The 20,221-nt window shown below is 66.8% G+C and carries 19 protein-coding genes; 12 read left to right on the forward strand and 7 right to left on the reverse strand.

Annotation, left to right across the window (positions count from 1 at the left end; translation table 11 throughout):
* The first annotated feature begins 15 nt into the window (after positions 1-15).
* A complete protein-coding gene (locus tag E7T10_RS00080) occupies positions 16-1,065 on the forward strand; it encodes a mechanosensitive ion channel family protein (protein ID WP_137720218.1) in 1,050 nt (349 codons plus the stop codon).
* On the opposite strand, the gene E7T10_RS00085 is transcribed toward E7T10_RS00080, so the two are convergent.
* Complete coding sequence (locus E7T10_RS00085; protein WP_137720219.1) at positions 1,053-3,197, reverse strand: malate synthase G; 2,145 nt, start codon at positions 3,195-3,197, stop codon at positions 1,053-1,055. The two genes, E7T10_RS00080 and E7T10_RS00085, sit on opposite strands and share 13 nt — an antisense overlap.
* A gap of 228 nt (positions 3,198-3,425) precedes the next feature.
* On the opposite strand from E7T10_RS00085, the gene E7T10_RS00090 reads away from it, so the two are divergent.
* Entirely contained in the window at positions 3,426-3,800 is a 375-nt protein-coding gene (locus E7T10_RS00090) for a hypothetical protein (protein WP_045811590.1), read from the forward strand.
* Between the two features lie 18 nt (positions 3,801-3,818).
* Here the strand turns inward: E7T10_RS00090 and E7T10_RS15630 are convergent, their stop codons facing one another.
* The gene (locus E7T10_RS15630) at positions 3,819-3,965 is read right to left on the reverse strand and encodes a hypothetical protein (RefSeq protein WP_167334160.1); all 147 of its coding nucleotides are present in this window, start codon (positions 3,963-3,965) and stop codon (positions 3,819-3,821) included.
* Between the two features lie 88 nt (positions 3,966-4,053).
* Here E7T10_RS15630 and E7T10_RS00095 point away from each other — a divergent pair, with 88 nt between their 5' ends.
* The 4 genes from E7T10_RS00095 to E7T10_RS00110 all read left to right on the forward strand — a co-directional run bounded on the left by E7T10_RS00095 (position 4,054) and on the right by E7T10_RS00110 (position 9,164).
* Positions 4,054-5,769 (forward strand): hypothetical protein, encoded by a 1,716-nt coding sequence (locus E7T10_RS00095; RefSeq protein ID WP_246846063.1) that lies wholly within the window; start codon positions 4,054-4,056, stop codon positions 5,767-5,769.
* A gap of 31 nt (positions 5,770-5,800) precedes the next feature.
* Positions 5,801-7,444 (forward strand): peptide chain release factor 3, encoded by a 1,644-nt coding sequence (locus E7T10_RS00100; protein ID WP_137720221.1) that lies wholly within the window; start codon positions 5,801-5,803, stop codon positions 7,442-7,444.
* 54 nt (positions 7,445-7,498) lie between these two features.
* Entirely contained in the window at positions 7,499-7,843 is a 345-nt protein-coding gene (locus tag E7T10_RS00105; protein ID WP_137720222.1) for a hypothetical protein, read from the forward strand.
* A gap of 106 nt (positions 7,844-7,949) precedes the next feature.
* Positions 7,950-9,164, forward strand: a complete 1,215-nt coding sequence (locus tag E7T10_RS00110) for a hypothetical protein (RefSeq protein WP_137720223.1) — start codon at positions 7,950-7,952, stop codon at positions 9,162-9,164.
* Between the two features lie 3 nt (positions 9,165-9,167).
* On the opposite strand, the gene cysQ is transcribed toward E7T10_RS00110, so the two are convergent.
* On the reverse strand, positions 9,168-9,995 hold the full coding sequence (gene cysQ / locus E7T10_RS00115; RefSeq protein ID WP_137720224.1) for a 3'(2'),5'-bisphosphate nucleotidase CysQ: 828 nt from the start codon (positions 9,993-9,995) through the stop codon (positions 9,168-9,170).
* A gap of 96 nt (positions 9,996-10,091) precedes the next feature.
* Between cysQ and chpT the strand changes: the two genes are divergently transcribed.
* The 3 genes from chpT to E7T10_RS00130 all read left to right on the forward strand — a co-directional run bounded on the left by chpT (position 10,092) and on the right by E7T10_RS00130 (position 12,044).
* Positions 10,092-10,763, forward strand: coding sequence for a histidine phosphotransferase ChpT (chpT, locus tag E7T10_RS00120; RefSeq protein WP_137720225.1), 672 nt, complete (start codon positions 10,092-10,094; stop codon positions 10,761-10,763).
* A 91-nt stretch (positions 10,764-10,854) separates the two neighbouring features.
* Positions 10,855-11,232, forward strand: coding sequence for a response regulator (locus tag E7T10_RS00125; RefSeq protein ID WP_017505646.1), 378 nt, complete (start codon positions 10,855-10,857; stop codon positions 11,230-11,232).
* On the forward strand, positions 11,229-12,044 hold the full coding sequence (locus tag E7T10_RS00130) for a protein-glutamate O-methyltransferase CheR (protein WP_137720226.1): 816 nt from the start codon (positions 11,229-11,231) through the stop codon (positions 12,042-12,044). Before E7T10_RS00125 ends, E7T10_RS00130 begins: the two co-directional genes overlap by 4 nt.
* A 21-nt stretch (positions 12,045-12,065) precedes the next feature.
* Here E7T10_RS00130 and cckA read toward each other — a convergent pair whose 3' ends face one another.
* Genes cckA through fliQ form a run of 4 tightly spaced genes read right to left on the reverse strand, consistent with a single transcriptional unit; the run spans position 12,066 to position 16,269 of the window.
* On the reverse strand, positions 12,066-14,117 hold the full coding sequence (cckA, locus tag E7T10_RS00135) for a cell cycle histidine kinase CckA (protein ID WP_137720227.1): 2,052 nt from the start codon (positions 14,115-14,117) through the stop codon (positions 12,066-12,068).
* A 51-nt stretch (positions 14,118-14,168) separates the two neighbouring features.
* Positions 14,169-15,245 carry a flagellar biosynthesis protein FlhB gene (flhB, locus tag E7T10_RS00140; protein ID WP_055753861.1) on the reverse strand — a complete coding sequence of 359 codons (1,077 nt, stop codon included), beginning with the start codon at positions 15,243-15,245 and terminating at the stop codon, positions 14,169-14,171.
* Positions 15,238-16,005, reverse strand: coding sequence for a flagellar biosynthetic protein FliR (gene fliR, locus E7T10_RS00145; protein WP_137720228.1), 768 nt, complete (start codon positions 16,003-16,005; stop codon positions 15,238-15,240). The genes flhB and fliR overlap by 8 nt, the downstream gene beginning before the upstream one ends.
* A complete protein-coding gene (gene fliQ, locus E7T10_RS00150; protein WP_017505641.1) occupies positions 16,006-16,269 on the reverse strand; it encodes a flagellar biosynthesis protein FliQ in 264 nt (87 codons plus the stop codon).
* Between the two features lie 298 nt (positions 16,270-16,567).
* On the opposite strand from fliQ, the gene folE reads away from it, so the two are divergent.
* From folE to E7T10_RS00165, 3 genes are all read left to right on the forward strand, one after another.
* The gene (gene folE / locus E7T10_RS00155) at positions 16,568-17,152 is read left to right on the forward strand and encodes a GTP cyclohydrolase I FolE (protein WP_039246287.1); all 585 of its coding nucleotides are present in this window, start codon (positions 16,568-16,570) and stop codon (positions 17,150-17,152) included.
* A gap of 63 nt (positions 17,153-17,215) precedes the next feature.
* Positions 17,216-18,373 carry an acyltransferase gene (locus E7T10_RS00160; protein WP_137720229.1) on the forward strand — a complete coding sequence of 386 codons (1,158 nt, stop codon included), beginning with the start codon at positions 17,216-17,218 and terminating at the stop codon, positions 18,371-18,373.
* 127 nt (positions 18,374-18,500) lie between these two features.
* Entirely contained in the window at positions 18,501-20,174 is a 1,674-nt protein-coding gene (locus E7T10_RS00165; protein WP_137720230.1) for an MFS transporter, read from the forward strand.
* The last annotated feature ends 47 nt before the right edge of the window (positions 20,175-20,221 follow it).

The following is a 20,221-nucleotide window of genomic DNA, read 5'->3' on the forward strand; positions in this document are numbered from 1 at the left end:
ACGCTCTAGGACGCGATGACCAATCCGATCCAGAAGCTGGGCCTCGACACCATCGAGCAGTCGCAGATCGCCCGCATCGCCGGGATCAATCTGACGCTGGGCGGTCTGGTTAGCGCGGGCGTGATCCTGCTGATCGCCTTCGCGGCCCATTGGCTGGTGACGCGGTCGCTGCGCCGGGTGCGCGAACGCTCGGACCGCAGCCGTCAGGCGATCTATCTGCTGGAGCGTCTGGCCGGCTACGGCATCATCGTCGTGGGCGTCATGTCGGCCCTGTCGGCGGCGGGGCTGAACCTGTCGTCCCTGACGGTCTTTGCCGGCGCGCTGGGCATCGGTGTCGGTCTGGGCCTGCAGGGCGTGGTCAAGGAGTTCGTCTCCGGCCTGTTTCTGATCTTCGACCGGATGGTGTCGGTCGGCGACTATATCGAGATCGAGGACATCGGCATTCGCGGCGCCATCATGGAGATCGGCCCGCGCGCCACCCGTGTCCGCACCAACGACAACGTCAATGTCCTGGTGCCCAACTCGCGCTTCATCGAACAGCCCGTCACCAACTGGACGATGAAGGGCGACACCCGACGCATCCATGTGCCCTTCACCGTCGCCTATGGGTCGGACCGGGGACAGGTGCGCGATGCGGTTCTGGCCGCCGCCCGCGCCAGCCCCTTCACCCTGCCGGAGACGGAGGCCCGCAAGAGCCAGGTCTGGCTGGTCGCCTTCGGCGATCGGGGCCTGTCGTTCGAACTGGTGGTCTGGCCGACGCGCGACGCCGTCAAACGCCCGGCGGCCATGCACGCCGCCTACACCTGGCTGATCGCCGACGCCCTGGACGCGGCGGGCGTCGAGGTGCCGGTGCCCCAGACCGATCTTCGCCTGCGCACCGCCTTCGGCCTGGACGGCGAGGAGGCCTTGAAGCGTCTCGGCTACGGCGTCGGCTCGCCACCGCGACCGACCGGCCCGCAAAGCCCCGCCCGAACCGCCAACGACGCCGCCGACGACGTCATGGCTGACGACGAGGTCGAGATGCTTGAGCCGCCCGCCTCGCCCAGGGCCCGTCAGACGGACTGAGCCGCCTTGGCCTTCAACCGCCAGGCATGCAGCAACGGCTCGGTATAGCCGTTCGGCTGCTCGACGCCTTGGAACACCAGCGCCAGCGCCGCCTGATAGGCCAGACTGTTCTCCGGGTCTGCCGCCATCGGCCGATACAGCGGATCGCCCGCATTCTGACCATCGACCTTGGCCGCCATGCGCTGGAAGGCCGCCTCGACCTGATCGGCACTACAGACCCCGTGCAGCAGCCAATTCGCGATATGCTGCGAACTGATCCGCAGCGTCGCCCGGTCCTCCATCAGGCCGATGTCGTGGATGTCCGGCACCTTGGAACACCCCACCCCCTGGTCGATCCAGCGCACGACATAGCCCAGTATGCCCTGGGCGTTGTTGTCCAGCTCGGCCGCCACCTCGTCCTCGGACCAGTTGACGCCATTCGCCAGCGGCTGGGTCAGCAAGGCCTCCAGCCCCGGCGTCTCGCGCCCGGCGACATCCTTCTGAACCGCAAACACATCGACCGCATGATAGTGCAGCGCATGCAGGGTCGCCGCCGTCGGCGAGGGGGTCCAGGCGGTGTTGGCGCCCGTCTTCGGGTGGCCGATCTTCTGCTCCAGCATGTCCGCCATCCGGTCCGGCGCCGCCCACATCCCCTTGCCGATCTGGGCCTTGCCGGACAGGCCGCATTTCAGGCCGATGGCGACGTTTCTCGCCTCATAGGCCGCGATCCAGGCGCTGGACTTGATGTCGGCCTTTCGCACCACCGGCCCGGCCTGCATGGCCGTGTGTATCTCGTCGCCGGTGCGGTCCAAAAAGCCGGTGTTGATGAAGACGATCCGGTCCCTCACCGCCTGAATACAGGCCGCCAGATTGGCTGAGGTCCGCCGTTCCTCGTCCATCACCCCGACCTTGATCGCATGGCGCGGCAGGGCCAGCAGATCCTCGACCGCATCGAACAGCCGGTCGGTGAAGGCGGCCTCTTCCGGCCCGTGCATCTTGGGTTTGACGATATAGACCGAGCCCGTCGCGCTGTTGCCGAACCCGCCCAGACCTTTGATGTCGTAAATGGCGATCAGGCTGGTCATTATCGCATCCATGATCCCTTCCGGCGCCTCCGACCCGTCCGCCAGACGGATGGCGGGGGTCGTCATCAGATGCCCGACGTTGCGCACAAACAGCAGGCTGCGCCCCTTCAGGATCACCGACGACCCGTCCGGCGCCGTCCACTGGCGATCCGGTTCCAAGGCGCGGGTCAGGGTCTCGCCGCCCTTCTTGAACGTCGCCGACAGATCACCGCGCATCAGGCCCAGCCAGTTGCGATAGGCCTCGGCCTTGTCCGCCGCATCGACGGCCGCGATGGAATCCTCCAGATCGACAATGGTCGACAGGGCCGATTCCAGCACCACGTCCGCCAGACCGGCCGCATCGCTGCGCCCCACCGGATGGCTGCGGTTGATCACCAGTTCGATGTGCAGCCCGTTGTTGACCAGCAGGATCGAGGAAGGCGCGCTGGCCTCGCCCGCAAAGCCGACGAACTGTCCCGCATCCTTCAGCGCAGGCGACAATGCGCCGTCGATCACCGACCAGCCGGCGACATCCGTATGCGAACCCTCCGCCAGGGGCGCCGCCTCGTCCAAAAAGGCCTTGGCACGCGCCACCACCCGCGCGCCGCGCGCCGCGTCATAGCCGCCGCCGGCCGGCAGGTCGCCCAACGCGTCCGTGCCGTAAAGCGCGTCATACAGGCTGCCCCACCGCGCATTGGCGGCGTTCAGCAGAAAGCGGGCGTTCAGCACCGGCACGACCAGCTGCGGTCCGGCCATGCGCGCGATCTCGGCGTCCACGCCTTCGGTGCCTATCGTAAAAGGGGCCGGCTCCTCGACCAGATAGCCGATCTCTTTCAGAAAGGCCTGCGATGCCGCGACATCATACGGCTGGCCCCGCCGCGCCCGGTTCCAATCGTCGATCTGCGCCTGCAAGGCGTCGCGTCGCGCCATCAGCGCCCGGTTCTCGGGTGCGAACCGCTCGAAGATCGCCGCCGCACCGCTCCAGAAGGCCGTCGCATCAAGCCCGAGCCCCGGCAGTACATCCTGCTCGATCAGGGCGATCAGTTCGCCCGCGACCTTCAGCCCGGCGCGATCTTCATGGGTCGTCATGTCGGCCTCTCTCCGGCGCGACGCCGGCCTGTAACAATGCGTGATCAGGTAAGCCGAGGGCGGACACTGGCGCAAGGGTCACGTCGCGTCATCGCCATCGCTTTTCGTCCAAGGCGAAGTCCGGCTGGTCACAAACGCTTAACCGCGTCCGTGAACGGGACCGCAAGCGACGGCGCCTATTGTGAGCTTACGGACGAACTCGCGTCCGGTCAGTCGAGCGTCTCGCCCATGCTGTTTCTTCTGAACGACGTCGTGTTCGACTTGGACGAGGCCTGCCCGGTCACGCCCGCCGACGCGCGCCGGTTCGAGAAGCTGGGTCTGGACTATCTGCTGGAACTGGGCTGCGAACTGTTCGCCGAGGACCCACTGCTTCACCGCAACGATCCCGAACGCGCCCGTCGCTTGGCCTGGCTGATCGCCGAGCGCAGCCCGGACGTGAACGCCGCCCTGTTCGCTGCGCCGGCCGCAGCCTGCAATCCGGACCTGGTCGAGCCGCGCTTCTGCACCCTGCCCGAACAGGTGATGCGTCAGCTTCAGGCCAAGGGCCGTCGCCTCGACGCCGTCTCTGCGGACCGCGCCGTCTGGAACCGCCTGGCCGCCTGATCGCGACCTGAAACGCCGTCAGAGGACGGCGTTGAACACCACATGGACCAGCGTCGCCACGGCTACGATAAAGCCGAAGCCGACGACCAGCCCCACTGCCGGATGCAGCGGCGCCCGCTCACGCGGCGCATGGGCGATACGGTCTTGAGGATGGATGACAGCCATCGTCCTTGTCCTTTCCCTATGATCCCGGATCGATCCGGGATGGGAGCGTCGGACTCTGACGGCCCGATCGTCTCCTCCAGAACCGAGCATGACTCCGATAGCCCTTCATGGCGAGGGTTATTTTACGTGGACCAATCGGCTGGACGGCGGCGCGTGGAAGTTGCACCTTCGCCCTCAAGGGATGTTCGGGACTGATTGTATGAGTTCGAAGCTGGTAACCTGCGCCATTGCGGCGGTGGGATCGATTGTTTTTGCCGCAATGGCTCAGCCAGCGCGGGCGGACTGGCTGCGGGCCGAAAGCGAACGCTTCATCGTCTATAGCGACGGCGGCGAGCGCGCCCTGCGCGATTACGTTCAGAAACTCGAGATTTTCGATCGTGTCATGCAGGTCCGACACGGCGGCTCAATGTTGGATGAGCCGCAGCGCAAGATGCCAATCTATCTCGTTAGCGGCCGCCGAGGCTTGACGCGTGTGCACCCGCAGAGCGGTGAAAACACGATGGGCACCTACTTCCCGACGGAAGAGGATATCTTTGCGGTCGCCATCAGGGGCGACGGCGACGGCGGGATGTCGGGCGACGACATCCTCATGCACGAATACGCCCACCACTTCATGCTGGGCAGCTTCCCCGGATCCTACCCGGCGTGGTTCGTCGAAGGCTTTGCCGAATACTACATGACCGCGGACATCGACGTCCGAGATCGAAAAGTTCAGCTGGGCCAGTTCAACCAGAACCGCGCCTACTGGATTTTGACGGAGAGCTGGATTCCTCTGGACGTGTTGCTGACCAAACGTCCGGGCGAAGTCCGATCCGACAGCCAGAAGGCGACCTACTATCCGATCGCCTGGCTGCTGACGCACTGGTTCATCAGCGATCCTGCGCGCCTAGAGCAGTTGGAAGACTATCTGAAGCGCGTTTCCGGCGGCGAGGATTCTGTGCCTGCAATGGAGGCCGCCACCGGAATGTCGTTGCGTGACCTTCAGGTCGCGCTTCGACGCTACACCCGTGGTCGCCTGATGGGCAGGACGCTCAGCGGCCAGTTTCCAACGGCCGACATCGTCGTCACGCGACTGTCGCCCGCCGCGGATGATCTGCTGCTCATCAATCAACGGCTCAAGATCGGCGTCCCCGACGAAGATCGCCAGGCCTTGGGCCAAGAGGTCGCCAGGCTGGCGGCCCGGCATGGCGACGATCCTTTGGCCTTGCTCGCCGCCGGCCATGCCGGTCTCCATTTCGGCGATCGCCCCGCCGGCGAACGTGCGCTTCAACGCCTGCTGGACATCGATCCGGACCATGTCGAAGCCCTGCAGTTCCTGGCGCAGGAGCGGCTCAAACAAGCGCGCGAGGCCGAAGACGACGACCAGGCTCAGGCATTGCGCGTCCAGGCGCGCGGTTATCTCTCTCGCGCCTATGCAGCCGGTCAGAACGACTACCGCACCCTTATGCTTCTGTCCGAACTTCGCCGGACCCAGCCCGGCTATCCCAACGAAAACGATCTGCTGACCCTGGGCTTGGCGCTGGATCGCGCCCCTCAACTGGCGGCGGTGCGCTTTCCCTATGCAGACGCCCTGGTGAAAACCGGCAAGCCGGAAGAGGCGATCGCGGTGTTGAAACCGGTGGCCAACAATCCCCACGGCGGCGCCGCTTCCATCTTCGCAAGCGGCATGATCGCCGCCATCGAAAAGGGCCAGGCCTTGCCGGAAATCACGCAAGACGCCGAAGCGCCTCAGATCAGCGAGCCGGAGCCGGAAACCTCTCCGCAAACACCGTCTGAATCCGCCCCATCTCCTGCCAGTGAGTGACTTTCGGCGCGCGGCGGGTTAGTCGCGCGCCATGTCCTCTTTGACCTTGCCTGAAGAAGCGGCGCGCCGCCGGACCTTCGCCATCATCGCCCACCCGGATGCGGGCAAGACGACCCTGACCGAGCATATCCTGTTGGCCGGCGGCGCCATTCGTGCGGCCGGCGCCGTGCGGGCGCGCGGCGAAAACCGGCGGACGCGTTCGGACTGGATGAAGATCGAGAAGGAGCGGGGCATCTCGGTCTCGGCCTCGGTCATGACGTTCGAGCACGACGGCAAGATGTTCAACCTGCTCGATACGCCCGGGCACGAGGACTTTTCCGAAGACACCTATCGCACCCTGACCGCCGCCGACTGCGCCATCATGGTGCTGGACGCCGCCAAGGGCATCGAGCCGCAGACGCTGAAGCTGTTCGAGGTCTGCCGCCTGCGCGACATCCCGATCATCACCTTCATCAACAAGCTGGACCGCGAGGCCCAGGACCCGATGGCCCTCTTGGACGACATCGCGTCACGCCTTCAGCTGGACCCCGCCCCGATCTGGTGGCCGGCCGAGAGCGGCAATCGCCTGCGCGGCATGGTCGAGGTCGGCACCGGCCGGTTCCAGCCCTACACCCGCAAGGCCGCCGGGTCGGCGGAAGACCCCGAACACCCCCCCGCCCTGCCGCTGGACCAGGCAGCGCAGTATTTCGAGGCGGGCGAGCAGGACAATCTCGCCGAGGCCGTCGAACTGGTCGAGGGCGGCTATCCCGCCTTTGACCGCCAGGCCTTCCTGGAAGGTCACATGACGCCGGTTCTGTGGGGATCGGCGCTTCGCCATTTCGGCATCGACGAACTTCTGAAGGCCATCGGCGACTGGGCCCCGGCGCCCAAGGTGATGAAGGCGAAGAAGGAATCGCCGCCCGAGACCCGCAACGCCCCCGCCCCCGTCGAGACCGAGGTCGAGCCGGGTTCGAACGAGGTCACCGGCTTCGTCTTCAAGGTCCAGGCGAACATGGACCCCAACCACCGCGACCGGATCGCCATGTTCCGTATGGCGTCGGGCGCCTTCAAGCGCGGCATGAAGCTGAAGGTGCAGAACACCGGCAAGTCCCTGTCGGTCAATGCGCCGATCATGTTCTTCGCCTCGGACCGCGAACTGGCCGACGACGCCTTCGCCGGCGATGTGATCGGCATCCCGAACCACGGCGTGCTGCGCGTCGGCGACAGCCTGTCGGAGAGCGGCGTGGTCCGTTTCGCGGGCCTGCCCAACTTCGCGCCGGAAATCCTGCAACGGGTTCGCGTGAAGGATCCGCTGAAGGCCAAACACCTGAAGAAAGCGCTGGAAGGTCTGGCCGAGGAAGGCGTGACCCAGCTGTTCCGTCCCGAAATCGGCTCGGACTTCATCGTCGGCGCCGTGGGCCAGCTGCAGTTCGAGGTCATGGCCGACCGTCTGGGCGAGGAGTACGGCCTGGACGTCGTCTTCGAACCGTCCCCCTACGCCGAGGCGCGCTGGATCGCTCCAGGCTCGGAGGGCTCCGACGCGGACGTCGAGGACTTCAGCGGCAAATACCGTCCCCAGATGGCGCGCGACATCGACCAGGCCCCGGTCTTCCTGGCCAAGTCGAGCTGGGAGACCGGCTATGTCGGCGAACGCTTCCCCAAGATCGCCTTCACCAAGACGAAGGAACGCGGCTGAGGCCGGCGCCGCAAACGACTTCCTTTGGTCACGCGGCTGAGCCATTCTGAGGTCATGTCGACGCTTCTCGCCCTCGCCAGCACCGTCTTTATGCTGCAGGCCGCCCCTTCCGTGGGGCTGGTTTCGTATGACGAAGCGGTGCGCTGTGCGGGCCTGACCCAGGCCGCGTCGGAGCTTGAAGGCGGCGAAAGCGCCCAGGGGCGGCGGTTGTATGACGCCGCGCTCTACTGGTCCCTGGCGGCCATGCAGGCCGCGACGGCGGCGGGCAAGGCGGCGCCGGCCGCCGAGGCCGATCAGACCCGCGCGCGCATCACCGCGGTGCGCCAGCTTAACGCCGAGGCGCCCCAGGCCCGCGCCAATCTGCAACGCTGCCAGCAGAAGACGCCGAAACTCGACTAGGGCGCCGGCTTAAGGCCAAGCCGAACCGCATTCCCGGCGCTGCGTTTGCATTGGACGCCGCAGGTGACGCAGTCTGCGTCCCGAAGCGGGATAACCGAGGTCCAGCATGTATGAATTCGGCCGTGATCTTCGAAAACTCTTCGCCCAGGCGCGAGAGAGCGAAGACCTGGGCTGGGTCGAACTGATCGGCGCAGATCTGCTGCGCGCCGAGGCGCGACGCGAGGCTACGAACGCCGGACGCGTCTCCTGCGCCCGTCCCTTCGAGACCGAAAACCGCGCCTGCGCCCTGTGGCGCGAACACGCCCGGCGCACCGGCGCCGCCGACAGTCTGGACCGGGCCGAACGCTGCGCCGACAGCCTGGTGCGTTCAGCCGTGGGCGAGGATCAGATCGCGCGGGCCGCCATGGCCAAAGCGGCGGTGCTGATGCTGCGCTTTGATCTGTGCGGCGATCCCGCCCGTCTGGACCGCGCGGCGACGACCCTTGCGGCGGTCGGACAGCCGCGCAGCCGACGCATCGCGGTCGGCATGGCCGCGCTTCACGCCCGGCTGACGGTCCGCACGGCCCGGCTGAGCGGCGACATCGCCCGCCTTCATCAGGCGGCCGCCTTGATGGATGAGGCGGTGCGCAGAGACGACGCCGACGACATGGATCTGCGTATGGATCGCGCGGCCCTGTCGCTGGAAATGGGCGTTGTCCAGCGCGATGTGCATTTGCTGGATCAGGCCGGCAGGGATCTGGGCGCCTTGGTCGAGGCCGCGTCGCCCGACCATCGCCCCCTGACACGCGCCCGCGCCCTGGCCCTGTGCGGCGCCGGCCTGTCGGCCCTGGCCGCGATCGCGGGGCACGACGAGGCCCGCAACCAGGGGCGGATCATGTTCGACGCCGCCGCCGATCAGTTCACCCCGGATCACAGCCCGCTAGACTGGGCCGCGATCCAGGTGCTGCGCGTCGGCGACGACGCCCAGCCATTGATGCTGCTGACCCAGGCCGAAGCCCTGACGCAGGGCGGCGAACTGATCATCGGCGCCTTGGCGCGCGAGCGGCGCATCACGCGTGAGGTGGCCCTGGCCGAGGCGGTCAAGAACCTGACCGCCCTGATGACGCTGGAAACCCGCCTTCGCGCGCGCATTGCGACGGCGACGCCGCTCGACTGGGCCGCCGATCAGATCGGCATGGCCGAAATCATGTTGGCGCGGTATCGGCTGGGCGGCGTCGTCCCGACCGATCTGGGACTGATCCTGGGCGAGGCGGCGATGACGGCCCGGGAAATGGGCGTCGACGCCCTCGCCGACCGCGCCGAGGCGCTTCTCAGGCCCTAGACCTCAGCCGCCCATGGCGACGAAGGCGCCGTTCAGGAACCGCGTCTTGCCATAGGCCATCCGCTGCCCGTCATCGGCCAGAACCCGCCCGCCGGCGGCTTCCAGCACCGCCTGGCCCGCTGCGGTGTCCCATTCCGAGGTCGGGCCCGTGCGCGGATAGGCGTCGAACCGCCCCTCGGCGATCAGGCAGAATTTCAGCGACGAATCCGTCCCCTGCCAGCGCGAGCAGCCGTGACGGGCGGCCAGACGCGTCGCCTCTTCGTCGGTGACGCTGTGGCTCAGCAGGGCCATGCCTTCCTGCGGCCGGTCGCGCACCCGGATCGAACGCCAGTCCTCGCCCGAATGCGCCTCGCCGGCCTGAAGGGCGCCGAACTGACGCCGGAAGGCGCCGCCCTCGGGCTTGTCGGTGCGCCAGGTCGTCGCCGTCGCCGGCGCCGTCACCACGCCCGCGACCGGATAGCCGTCATGGATAAGGGCGATATTGACGGTGAAGGCCTCGCCGCCGCGCACGAAACCGCGCGTGCCGTCCAGCGGATCGATCAGCCAGAACCAGTCCTCGGCCGCCTCGGGCGCGCCGTCGGCCGACACGGCTTCCTCCGCCACCGTCTGCACGCCCGGATACAGGGCCGCCAGCCGTTCCAGGATCAGGGCCTCGGCCGCCCGGTCGGCCTGGGTCACCGGGCTGTCGTCGGACTTGGTCTCGACCGCCGTGCCTGCGCGCCAATAGGGCAGGATCAGCCGCGCGGCCTCCTCTGCGATCTCGGCGATGGCCAGGGACAGCGCGCCGGACGTCAGATCGCGCTCTAGAGCAGGTGTGGAGGAGGTCGTCATTGGCGGGTCGATAGACCATCCGGGCGGTTCCATGAACCGGCAAATCACTTCAACTTCGCGCGCGACACGAACTGTGACCTGAGCGCGCCAGATATCATGACCTCCCCCCACGACACAGACGCCGCTCCGCTGGACCTCCCGGTCGATGGGACGGAGCTGGCGACCTACATCGCGGCCAAGCTGTGCCATGACTTCATCAGTCCGTCGGGCGCCATCGTCTCCGGCCTGGACCTGATGCAGGACCCGACGGCCCAGGACATGCGCGACGACGCCCTGGCCCTGATCGAGCAGAGCGCCAGGAAGATGGTCGCCCTGGTTCACTTCGCCCGGGTCGCCTTCGGCGCCGCCACGACCAGCGAGACGTTCACCGCCCGCGAGATCGAAGGCCTGGTGTCCGGCATGGTCCAGGGCGGCCGCGCCTCGCTGGACTGGCGCATAGCCGACGGCGAGTTCACCAAGCCCCAGGCCCGCGCTTTGACCAACCTCGCCTATCTGACGGTCGGCGCCCTGCCGATGGGCGGCGTCGCCACCATTCAGTCGCGGGTGGAAAACGGCCTGCTCTATCTGGAAGGCTTCGCCGAGGGCGCCCGCGCCCGGCTGAAGCCCGAGGCCGTCACGGGTCTGGCCGGCGAACGCCTGGTCGAGGGCCTGGCCGGCCAGTGGATCCAGCCCTACTGGCTTTGGCTGACCGTGAACGAGGCCGGCGGCGCTCTACGCGTCAAGGTTGAAGACGGAAAGGTCGCACTGGTCGCGCGAATGCCCGCCTGAGGCGTTTCCAAACGACTCATTAACTGGCGTTTGAGATAAAAACAGTCCATCCGCCTCGGGTTAAAGCCGTCGTGTCATTGAGGGATCGACCTTGGACTTCCGAACCTGCCTGATCGTCGACGACAGCCGCATCATCCGCAAGGTTGCGCGCCGCATCGTCGAGGGCCTGGGCTATGAGGTCGATGAGGCGGCTGACGGCTCCGAAGCCCTGGCCTATTGCACCGGCGCCATGCCCGACGTCCTGCTGGTGGACTGGAACATGCCCGTGATGGACGGCATCACCTTCCTGCGTCGCCTGCGCGCCATGCCGGGCGGCAAGCAACCTAAGGTGCTGTTCTGCACGATCGAGACCCGCCCCGAGCGGATCGCCGAAGCCCTGGCCGCCGGCGCCGACGACTATGTGATGAAGCCGTTTGACGGCGAAATCCTGCAGTCCAAGCTCACGGAGGTCGGAGCGATCGCCGCATGACGCCTGAGGACTTCGACAAGCTGCAGTCCCTTCTCGCCACCCGCGCCGGCTATCGGCTGTCGCGGGATCGCATCCACCTGGCCGAACACCGGCTGGGTCCGATCGCGCGGCGCGAGGGCTACGCCAATGTCGAGGCCCTGCTGACGAACCTGTGGGCCAATCCGGTCGCCTCGCTGGCCTGGTCGGTGATCGAGGCCCTGCTGAACGCCGAGACCTGGTTCCGTCGCGACCGCACACCCTTCCGCATCCTCGAGACCGAGCTGCTGCCGGCCCTGTCCAAGGCGCGGCCCGACGGACGGATCAAGATCTGGTCGGCCGGCTGTTCGACCGGCCAGGAAGCCTGGTCCATCGCCATGGCGGCCAGGGAGATCGGCGTCGATGTCGATCTGGTCGCCACCGACCTGTCGCAGCGCGCGATCGAGAAGGCGCGCTCGGGCCTCTATACCGGCTTCGAGATCCAGCGCGGGCTCACGGCCAGGACCATGCTGCGCTGGTTCGAACCGCGGGAAGACCAGTGGATCGTCAAGGCCGAACTGGCCGACGCCGTGCGTTTCGGTCGCGCCAACCTGCTGGACGAACCGACCGATGACGCCCGTTTTGACGTCATCTTCTGCCGCAATGTCATGACCGATATGGACCCGTCGCGCCGGGCGCGTCTGCTCGACGGACTGGAGCGCCGCCTGATCGATGACGGCTGCCTGCTTCTGGGCGTGGACGAAAGCCTTGAAGGCGAGACGGTCGCCTTCCGCGCCGTGAACGGCCGCCGGGGCCTATATGTAAAGGCGCCGTCCGCGCTTCGCCGCGCCGCCTGACCCCGCCCTTCATGCGGGCGATCAGCCCGCGTGCAACTCCTGCTTCACCCGTTCCGCCAGGGTCTTGATGTCCAGCGGCTTGGGTAGGAAGGACACGCCCGTCTCGTCCTGCAACAGGTCCGAGAAGTCGCTCTCGGCATAGCCCGAGATGAACATGACCGGCGCGTCGCCCAGATATTTGCGCGCCTTCTTCAGCAAGGACGGCCCGTCCAGCCCCGGCATGATGACGTCCGAGATCATCATGTCGATCTGGCCGGCGTGTTCCTCGGCCAGCAACAGGGCTTCCTCGCCGTCGGCGGCCTCTATGACCTCATAGCCGCGTTGGCGCAGCAGGCGGGCGGCGATGCCGCGCACGGCGTCCTCGTCCTCGACGAACAGGATGCGGCCGGCGCCCGACAGGTCGCGCGGCGCCTTGGCCTTGACCTCGACCGGCTGAACCTCGGCCAGCTCCGCCTCGCCCGCCGCCGGCAGGAAGATGCGGAAAGCCGCGCCCATTATCTTAGAGTCTGGGCCTTCGATATTGCTGACGGTGATGTGGCCGCCCGCCTGCTGCACGATGCCATAGACGGTGGCCAGGCCCATGCCGGTGCCCTCGTTCACCGCCTTGGTGGTGAAGAAGGGTTCGAAGATCTTGTCCGCCAGTTCGGGCGGCACGCCGGGTCCGGTGTCCGACACCTCGATCAGGGCCACCTCGTCCGTCGGCGCATCGACCCAGCCCAGGGCCCGCGCCTCGTCGCCCGTCAGGCGCCGGGTGGCGATGGTGACGACGCCGGCGCCCGGCTCGACCACGCCGCGCATGGCGTCGCGCGCATTGACGGCCAGGTTCATCACCGCCGTCTCCAGTTGAGACTTGTCGGCCAGCACGACCGGCAGGTCGCGGCCGTAGTCGGTCTCCAGCCGCACGTCCTCGCGCAGCAGCCGCCGCAGCAGGATGGCGAACTCGCCCACCAGTTCACCCAGGTCCAGCCGCTCGCGCCGCACCGTCGACTTGCGCGAGAAGGCCAGCAGTTTGCGCACCAGATCGGCTGCGCGAATAGCCGTCTGACGGATCTCGTTCAGGCCTTCGTAGGAGGGATCGCCCACCGGGTGCCGTTCCAGCAGACCCGACAGCTGAAGCTGGATCGCCGTCAGCAGATTGTTGAAGTCGTGCGCCACGCCGCCGGCCAGCTGGCCCACGGCCTGCATCTTCTGGGCCTGGTTGAGCTGAAGCTCCATCGACTTCTGGCCCGAGACGTCGAACAGCCAGATGCGCCGTTTGTCGCCCTCGGGCGCCACATACAGATGCAGCATCTTGTCAGGATAGGCCCGCGCGACCAGTTCGATCGGCCCCGACGATCCGCCTGCCAACTTCAGCCGCGCCTCGGCGATGCCGCCCGGATCGAACAGATGCCCAAAGGCCGCATCGCGCGCCGCCCCTGGTCCGGTCAGGACCGCCAGCGCCGGATTGGCCTCTTCCGCGCGGCCGGAAAACAGGTCGTCGCCGCCGATCACGGCCGAGCCGAACGGCGCCCCGGCGGCCATGGCCCGCGCCTCGCCGGTCGCCGCGGCGGCGGGCGTGTGAACGGGCGCGGCGGCGATGGGCAGGACGGCGTCCGGCGCCGCGCGCATCAGGAACCGGCCCTCGCCCGCCTGGCCGATCACGACCTCGACCTCGCGCTGTCCGATCATGACGATGGCGCGGCCCGGCTCGCCTTTGCGCGCCTGGGCGAAGGCCATGTACAGCGCCTGGGCCGACTTGCCGCGCGGCAGGGCGCCGGTCGCGCCATTGGCCTCGGACCAGGCGGCGTTGAAGGCCAGGATCTGTCCTGAATCCCACACTAGCGCCGCCGGTTCGGCCATGGCGTCCAACACCTCGATGGCCGCATCGCTGCTCGGCTTGGCGTCCGCCGCCCGGCGGAAGCCGAACAGACCGATCAGGGCGATCGCGCCGACGGTCAGGATCAGCACCAGCCCCGGCGCCGAAATCGGATTGTCTCGAAACGCCGGATAGGCCAGGGCCGCGATCGCAACGACGACCCCGAACGCCATCACGCCGGACAACAGGTCGAACGAAGGGCGGCGGGTGGACGTCATACAGCCTCGCGAATCAGTGTTGCGATCATACGCCCAAATCCTGACGCCGCCTTACCGGCGCTTGCGGGACTGGAAGACGAAGCCGATGATCTTGGCGGCGGCGTCGAAATGTTCGCGCGGAATGACCTCGTCCACCTCGACGGTCGCGTACAGGGCGCGCGCCAGCGGTACGTTCTCGACGATCGGCACGCCGTGTTCGGTCGCCACTTCACGGATGCGCAGGGCCAGGGCGTCGACGCCCTTGGCCACGCAGATCGGCGCCCCGTCGCCCTGATCCGGCTCATAGCGCAGGGCGACCGAATAGTGGGTCGGGTTGGTCACGATGACGGTGGCCTTGGGCACATTGGCCATCATCCGCTGGCGGCTGCGCTGCATGCGGATCTGCTTCAGCTTGGCCTTGATGTGCGGGTCGCCTTCGGACTGTTTGAAGTCTTCCTTCAGCTCTTCCTTGGTCATGCGCATCCGCTTGGCGAAGCGCATCTTCTGCCAAATGAAGTCGGCCCCGGCCGTGGCGCCCAGCAGGATGATCGAGGCCACGAACAGCGAGATGGCCATGTCGCGCGCCAAGGGCAGGATCGCCAGCGGGCTGATCGAGGCCATGTTCTCGAACTCACGCAGATGCGGCTTCAACACCATCCAGCACACCGCGCAGACGGCGATCAGCTTCAGGAAGGTCTTGACGAACTGCGCCAGGCCGTCGGGGCCGAAGATGCGTTTGAACCCCTGCATCGGACTGACCGCCGACCATTTGGGCTTCAGCTTTTCGGCCGTGAAGATCAGGCCGGACTGGGCCACATTGCCCCCGACCCCGCCCAGAATGGTCGCCAGCATGACGGCTCCCAAGAAGGGCGCCACGGCCCAGACGGCCCGCACCATGATCTGGTTGCCCGCGCCCGAGTTCAGCACGCCCAGCATCTCGTGCGGCGCGGCGATGAAGGGCAGCATCTGTTCGGCGATGGACGAGGCGAACCAGCCGCCCCCCATCAAGATCACCGCCGCCGCCCCCGCCAGCGACAGCACCTGGGCGACGTCGGGCGACTTGGCCGCATCGCCCTTCTTTCGGGCGTCCTCAAGCTTTCGCGGGGTCGCCTCTTCGGTTTTCGACTCGGGATCCGCGCCTTCAGCCACCAGGGCCTCCCAGCACGAAATACTCCGCCAGACGGCGGTAGCGGTCGATGAAGAGAGTGCCGAGCGCACCCAGGCTCAGGGCGAAGATCGACAGGCCCAGGATGACGCTCAAGGGCGCGGCGGCGAAATAGACCTGGAACGACGGCATGACCCGCGCCACCAGGCCGGACGCCAGGTTGAAGATCAGAGCGAAGACCAGCACCGGCGCCGACAGCTGTACGCCTAGGAGGAAGCTGTCGCCCAGGGTTCGCACCGCCATCTGGGTGAAGTCGGCCATCATCAGCGGCTGGGCCGGCGAGATCAGCCGATACGAGCCCACCATGCCGGCGATGAACAGGTGATGGGTGTCGGTGGCGAACAGCAGCGTCACCCCCAGCAGGGCCAGAAAGGCGGCGATGGTCGAACCGGGCTGGGCCTGCATCGGATTGGCGGTCTGGGCGAAGCTCAGCGTCGTCTGCAACGACACGATCTCGCCCGCCGTCGCCAGCGCGCTCATGAACATCCGCAGCAGAAGGCCGATCATCAGGCCGACGACCACCTCGCGGATGATCCATCCGACCATCAGCCCCATGCTGTCCGGCAGACCCGGCAGCGAACCGCGCACCACCGGCCACAGCGCCAGACTGATGACCAGGGCCAGCGACAGTCGCACGCGCGGCGGCACCTCGCCGAAGCCGGGGATCAGCATCAGGATCGCCCCGATCCGGGCGAAGATCAGCCCCCCGGCCCAGACCTGATCGGCGGTGGCGTACGCCTCCACCTACATCCCCGCGATGCGGGCCGCGATCTGGCGCATGAAGCCGCCCAACAGGGCGCCCATCAGCGGCAGGAACAGGATCAGTGAAACGAAGATGGCGATGATCTTGGGCGCATAGATCAGGGTCTGTTCCTGAATCTGCGTCAGGGCCTGAAACAGGCCGATCACCACGCCGACGACCAGGCCGACCAGCAGAACGGGCAGGCACAGCTGGATCGTCAGCCAGATGGCGTCGCGCCCGACGTCCAGAACTTCCGCGCCGTTCATCGGCCCACTCCAGCAACTACTGGGCAGAAAATGCCGACAGGATGGTTAACAGGCCGCTAACCACACGCGTCTTCGCGCGGCCCTGACCATGGAAAAATCTCGTCAGCGGCCTTGAACGGCGCCGCTTCGATGCCGACTTCCCCGCCTTCGCCTCGGGGAGCGCCAGCCATTCGATTTCAGACGAATTAGACGAATTAGACTCTCTTTTTCGGACTTCGCCGTCTGAACGTGCGTCCGCCTCGTAATGGGACGGCTCGCCCTCTCCCCTTCCCTCAAGCGCTCCGCTATCTAGGCCGCCATGACCGACGCCCCCGCCTCCAAAGTCTCCCAGGCCGACGCCGAAGCCGCCGTCCGCACCCTGATCGAATGGGCCGGCGACAACCCGGACCGCGAGGGTCTGCTGGAAACTCCCGCCCGCGTCGCCAAAAGCTATCGCGAGCTTTTCCAGGGCTATGAGGTCGATCCGCTCTCCTATCTGGAGAAGACCTTCGAGGAGACGGGCGGCTACGACCAGTTGGTCGTGCTGAAGGACATCCGCTTCGTCAGCTTCTGCGAGCACCACATGCTGCCGGTCGTGGGCAAGGCGCACGTCGCCTATCTGCCGACGGACCGCGTCGTCGGCATCTCCAAACTGGCTCGCGTGGTGCGCGGCTTCGCCCGCCGCCTTCAGATCCAGGAGAAGATGACCTCCGAGATCGCCGAGGCCATCCAGACCGTCCTTCGCCCCCACGGCGTCGGGGTGGTCATCGAGGCCGAGCACAGCTGCATGACCCTGCGCGGCGTCAATGCGCCCGGCGCCAGCCTGTCGACCAGCCACCTGATCGGCGTCGTCCGCGACGACCCCCGCACCCGCGAGGAGTTCATGCGTCTGGTGCTGTCGTGACGTTCGCCTGACAGGCGAACTGGCCCGACGCTTGCGGTGAAGGGATCAAAGGAGGCGCTGACGATGCCCTGGTCCCTGATTTCGACCCGCAATGAGACAGTTCAGATCGCGCGCGGCGGCTGGCTGGACGCGCTGCGTTTCATCGTGGCCTTCCTGATCATACTGCATCACTTCCAGGCCGCAGGTCCCGAACCGCTCGCCCATCTGATCAATCCGATCTTCGAACGCGGCGGCTTCCTGCTGACCAACTTCTTCCTGATCGACAGCGGCTATGTGCTGATGCGCGTCTATGGCGCGGCGGTGGACAAGGGTCGGATGTCTCCCGGCGACTTCTTCCTGAAGCGGTTCCTGCGCGTCGTCCCCGCCCACCTGATCATGGGGCTTTCGCTGGTCGGCTTCGTGTTGCTGGCCACCGCCGCCGGCTCGCCGCCGCGCAATCCCGAATGGTTCGCCTGGGACCAGCTGCCGGCCCAACTGCTGTTGCTGCAATCCTATGGCGTGCATGGTGGCCTGGGCTGGAACGCCCCGACCTGGTCGATCTCGGCCCTGATCGGCTGCTATCTGGCCTTCCCCTGGATCATTCGCGGACTGATGCGTCTGGGTCCTTGGTCGGCCCTGGCCGTCGGCGTCGGCATCTATCTGATCGCCAACCAGCTGTGCTGGTCGTTCCTCGGCTATCCCGTCTATCAGATGCCGATGCGCTACGGCATCATCCGCGCCTTGCCGCTGTTCTTCCTGGGCATGTGCCTGGCCTGGTTCGCCCAGAGGGTCTGGATCGCCCCGCGCCTGGCCGGCTGGGCCGGGGTGCTGGCCGCCGTCGGCTTCTTCGCGCTTCAGCTTCACGACAAGCACGCCCTCGTCGCCCTGACCCTGATCTCGATCATCATCCTGGCCGCCGGCGCGGTGCCTGTGACCAAGCCCTCGAAGTGGGTCGAGACCGCCGCCATGGTCTCCTTCTCCATGTTCATCTCTAACGAGGTGGTCCGCATCGTCTGGTTCGGCGTGGTCAATGCGGTGGAAGCCCGGGTCGGCTTGCCCCTCTTCGTTCAATGGGGTCTGTGGGGCCTGGGCGTCATGGCGGCGGTCGCCTTTGCCTTCGCCTTCCATTTCGCGATCGACAATCCGATCCAGACCCGCATCCGCGCCTGGTTGAAGCGTCGCAGCGCCCGTCGCGGCAAGGCCCAGCCCAAGCTCGGCCCGGTCATCTCCATCGACGGCTGATCGACCAACGATCCTCGACCAAAGTCGGTCTCTTCAGTCGCCTTCCTCTCGGTCAATGTCGCCGTCCACGCGTCCGTCAGGCCGCGCATAACGGCCGACAAAACGGCGACACGGGAGGAAATGGATCATGGCAACCGACGCACCCCTTGCGTCCGGAGGAGAGGAGCACACCGTCGATCGCAGCGATCGCCTGGTCATCCTCGCCTCATCGGTCGGCACCGTCATCGAGTGGTACGACTTCTATCTCTACGGCTCGCTGGCGGCGATCATCACCGTCCAGTTCTTCTCGGGCGTCAACGAGACGACCGGCTACATCTTCGCCCTGATGGCCTTCGCCGCCGGCTTTGCGGTGCGGCCCTTCGGCGCCATCGTCTTCGGGCGGCTGGGCGACCTGTGGGGACGCAAGAACACCTTCCTCGTCACCATGCTGCTGATGGGTCTGTCGACCTTCGTCGTCGGCCTGTTGCCGCCCTATGCGGTCATCGGCATCGCCGCGCCCATAATCCTGGTGCTGATGCGCCTGATCCAGGGCCTGGCCCTGGGCGGTGAATACGGCGGCGCCGCCACCTACGTCGCCGAGCACGCCCCGCAGGGCAAGCGCGGCTTCTACACCTCCTTCATCCAGATCACGGCGACCGCCGGCCTGGTGCTGAGCCTCGTGGTGATCCTGAGCGTCCGGCTTGCGGTCGGCGAAGAGGCCTTCGCCGCCTGGGGCTGGCGCATTCCGTTCCTGGTCTCGATCCTGCTCTTGGGCGTCTCCCTGTGGATCCGCCTGAAGCTGGCCGAAAGCCCGTCGTTCAAGCGGATGAAGGCCGAGGGCAAGGGCTCCAAGACCCCGCTGAAGGACAGCTTCGGCAAATGGCCCAACCTGAAGCTGGTGCTGATCGCCCTGCTGGGCCTCACCGCCGGTCAGGCCGTCATCTGGTACACAGGCCAGTTCTACGCCCTGTTCTTCCTGGAACGGGTCATGAAGCTCGACGCCACCCTGGTCTATGTGCTGCTGACCATCGCGCTTCTGGCCGCCTCGCCCTTCTTTATCTTCTGGGGCTGGCTCTCGGACAAGGTGGGCAGAAAGCCGATCATCCTGGCCGGCTGCCTGATCGCGGCCCTCACCTATTTCCCGCTCTTCAACGCCCTGACCCAGGCCGCCAATCCGAAACTGGCCGCCGCCGCCGCCTCGGCGCCGGTCACGGTCTACGCCGATCCGGCCGACTGTAACCTCCAGTTCGATCCGGTGGGCAAGACGGTGTTCAACCACTCCTGCGACGTGGCTAAATCCTATCTGGCCAAGGCGGGCGTGACCTACACCAACGTCGCGGCGCCGGCAGGCACGGTCGCCGAGGTGCGTATCGGCGATCAGGCCGTCATCCCCAGCTTCCGGGGCGACGCCATGGCCCCGGCCGATTTCGCCGCCCAGAAGAAGACCTGGGACAAGAGCCTGGGCGAGGCCCTGACCGCCGCCGGCTATCCGGCCAAGGCCGACAGCGCCCTGGTCAACAAGCCGATGGTGGTGCTGATCCTGTTCATCCTCGGCTTCTATGTGACCATGGTCTACGGACCGATCGCGGCGGCCCTGGTCGAGATGTTCCCGACCAATATCCGCTACACCTCCATGTCCCTGCCCTATCACATCGGCAACGGCTGGTTCGGCGGCTTCCTGCCGACCACCGCCTTCGCCATCGTGGCGGCGACGGGCAACATCTACTCCGGCCTCTGGTACCCGATCATGGTGGCCCTGGGGACGGTCGTTCTGGGCTTCCTGCTGGTCAAGGAAGGCAAGGACGTCGATCTGAACGCCTGATCCTGCTTTCAGGCGGAATGAAGGGCGGGTCGTCGCAAGACGGCCCG

Source organism: Brevundimonas sp. SGAir0440 (assembly GCF_005484585.1).
Classification (GTDB): Bacteria; Pseudomonadota; Alphaproteobacteria; order Caulobacterales; family Caulobacteraceae; genus Brevundimonas.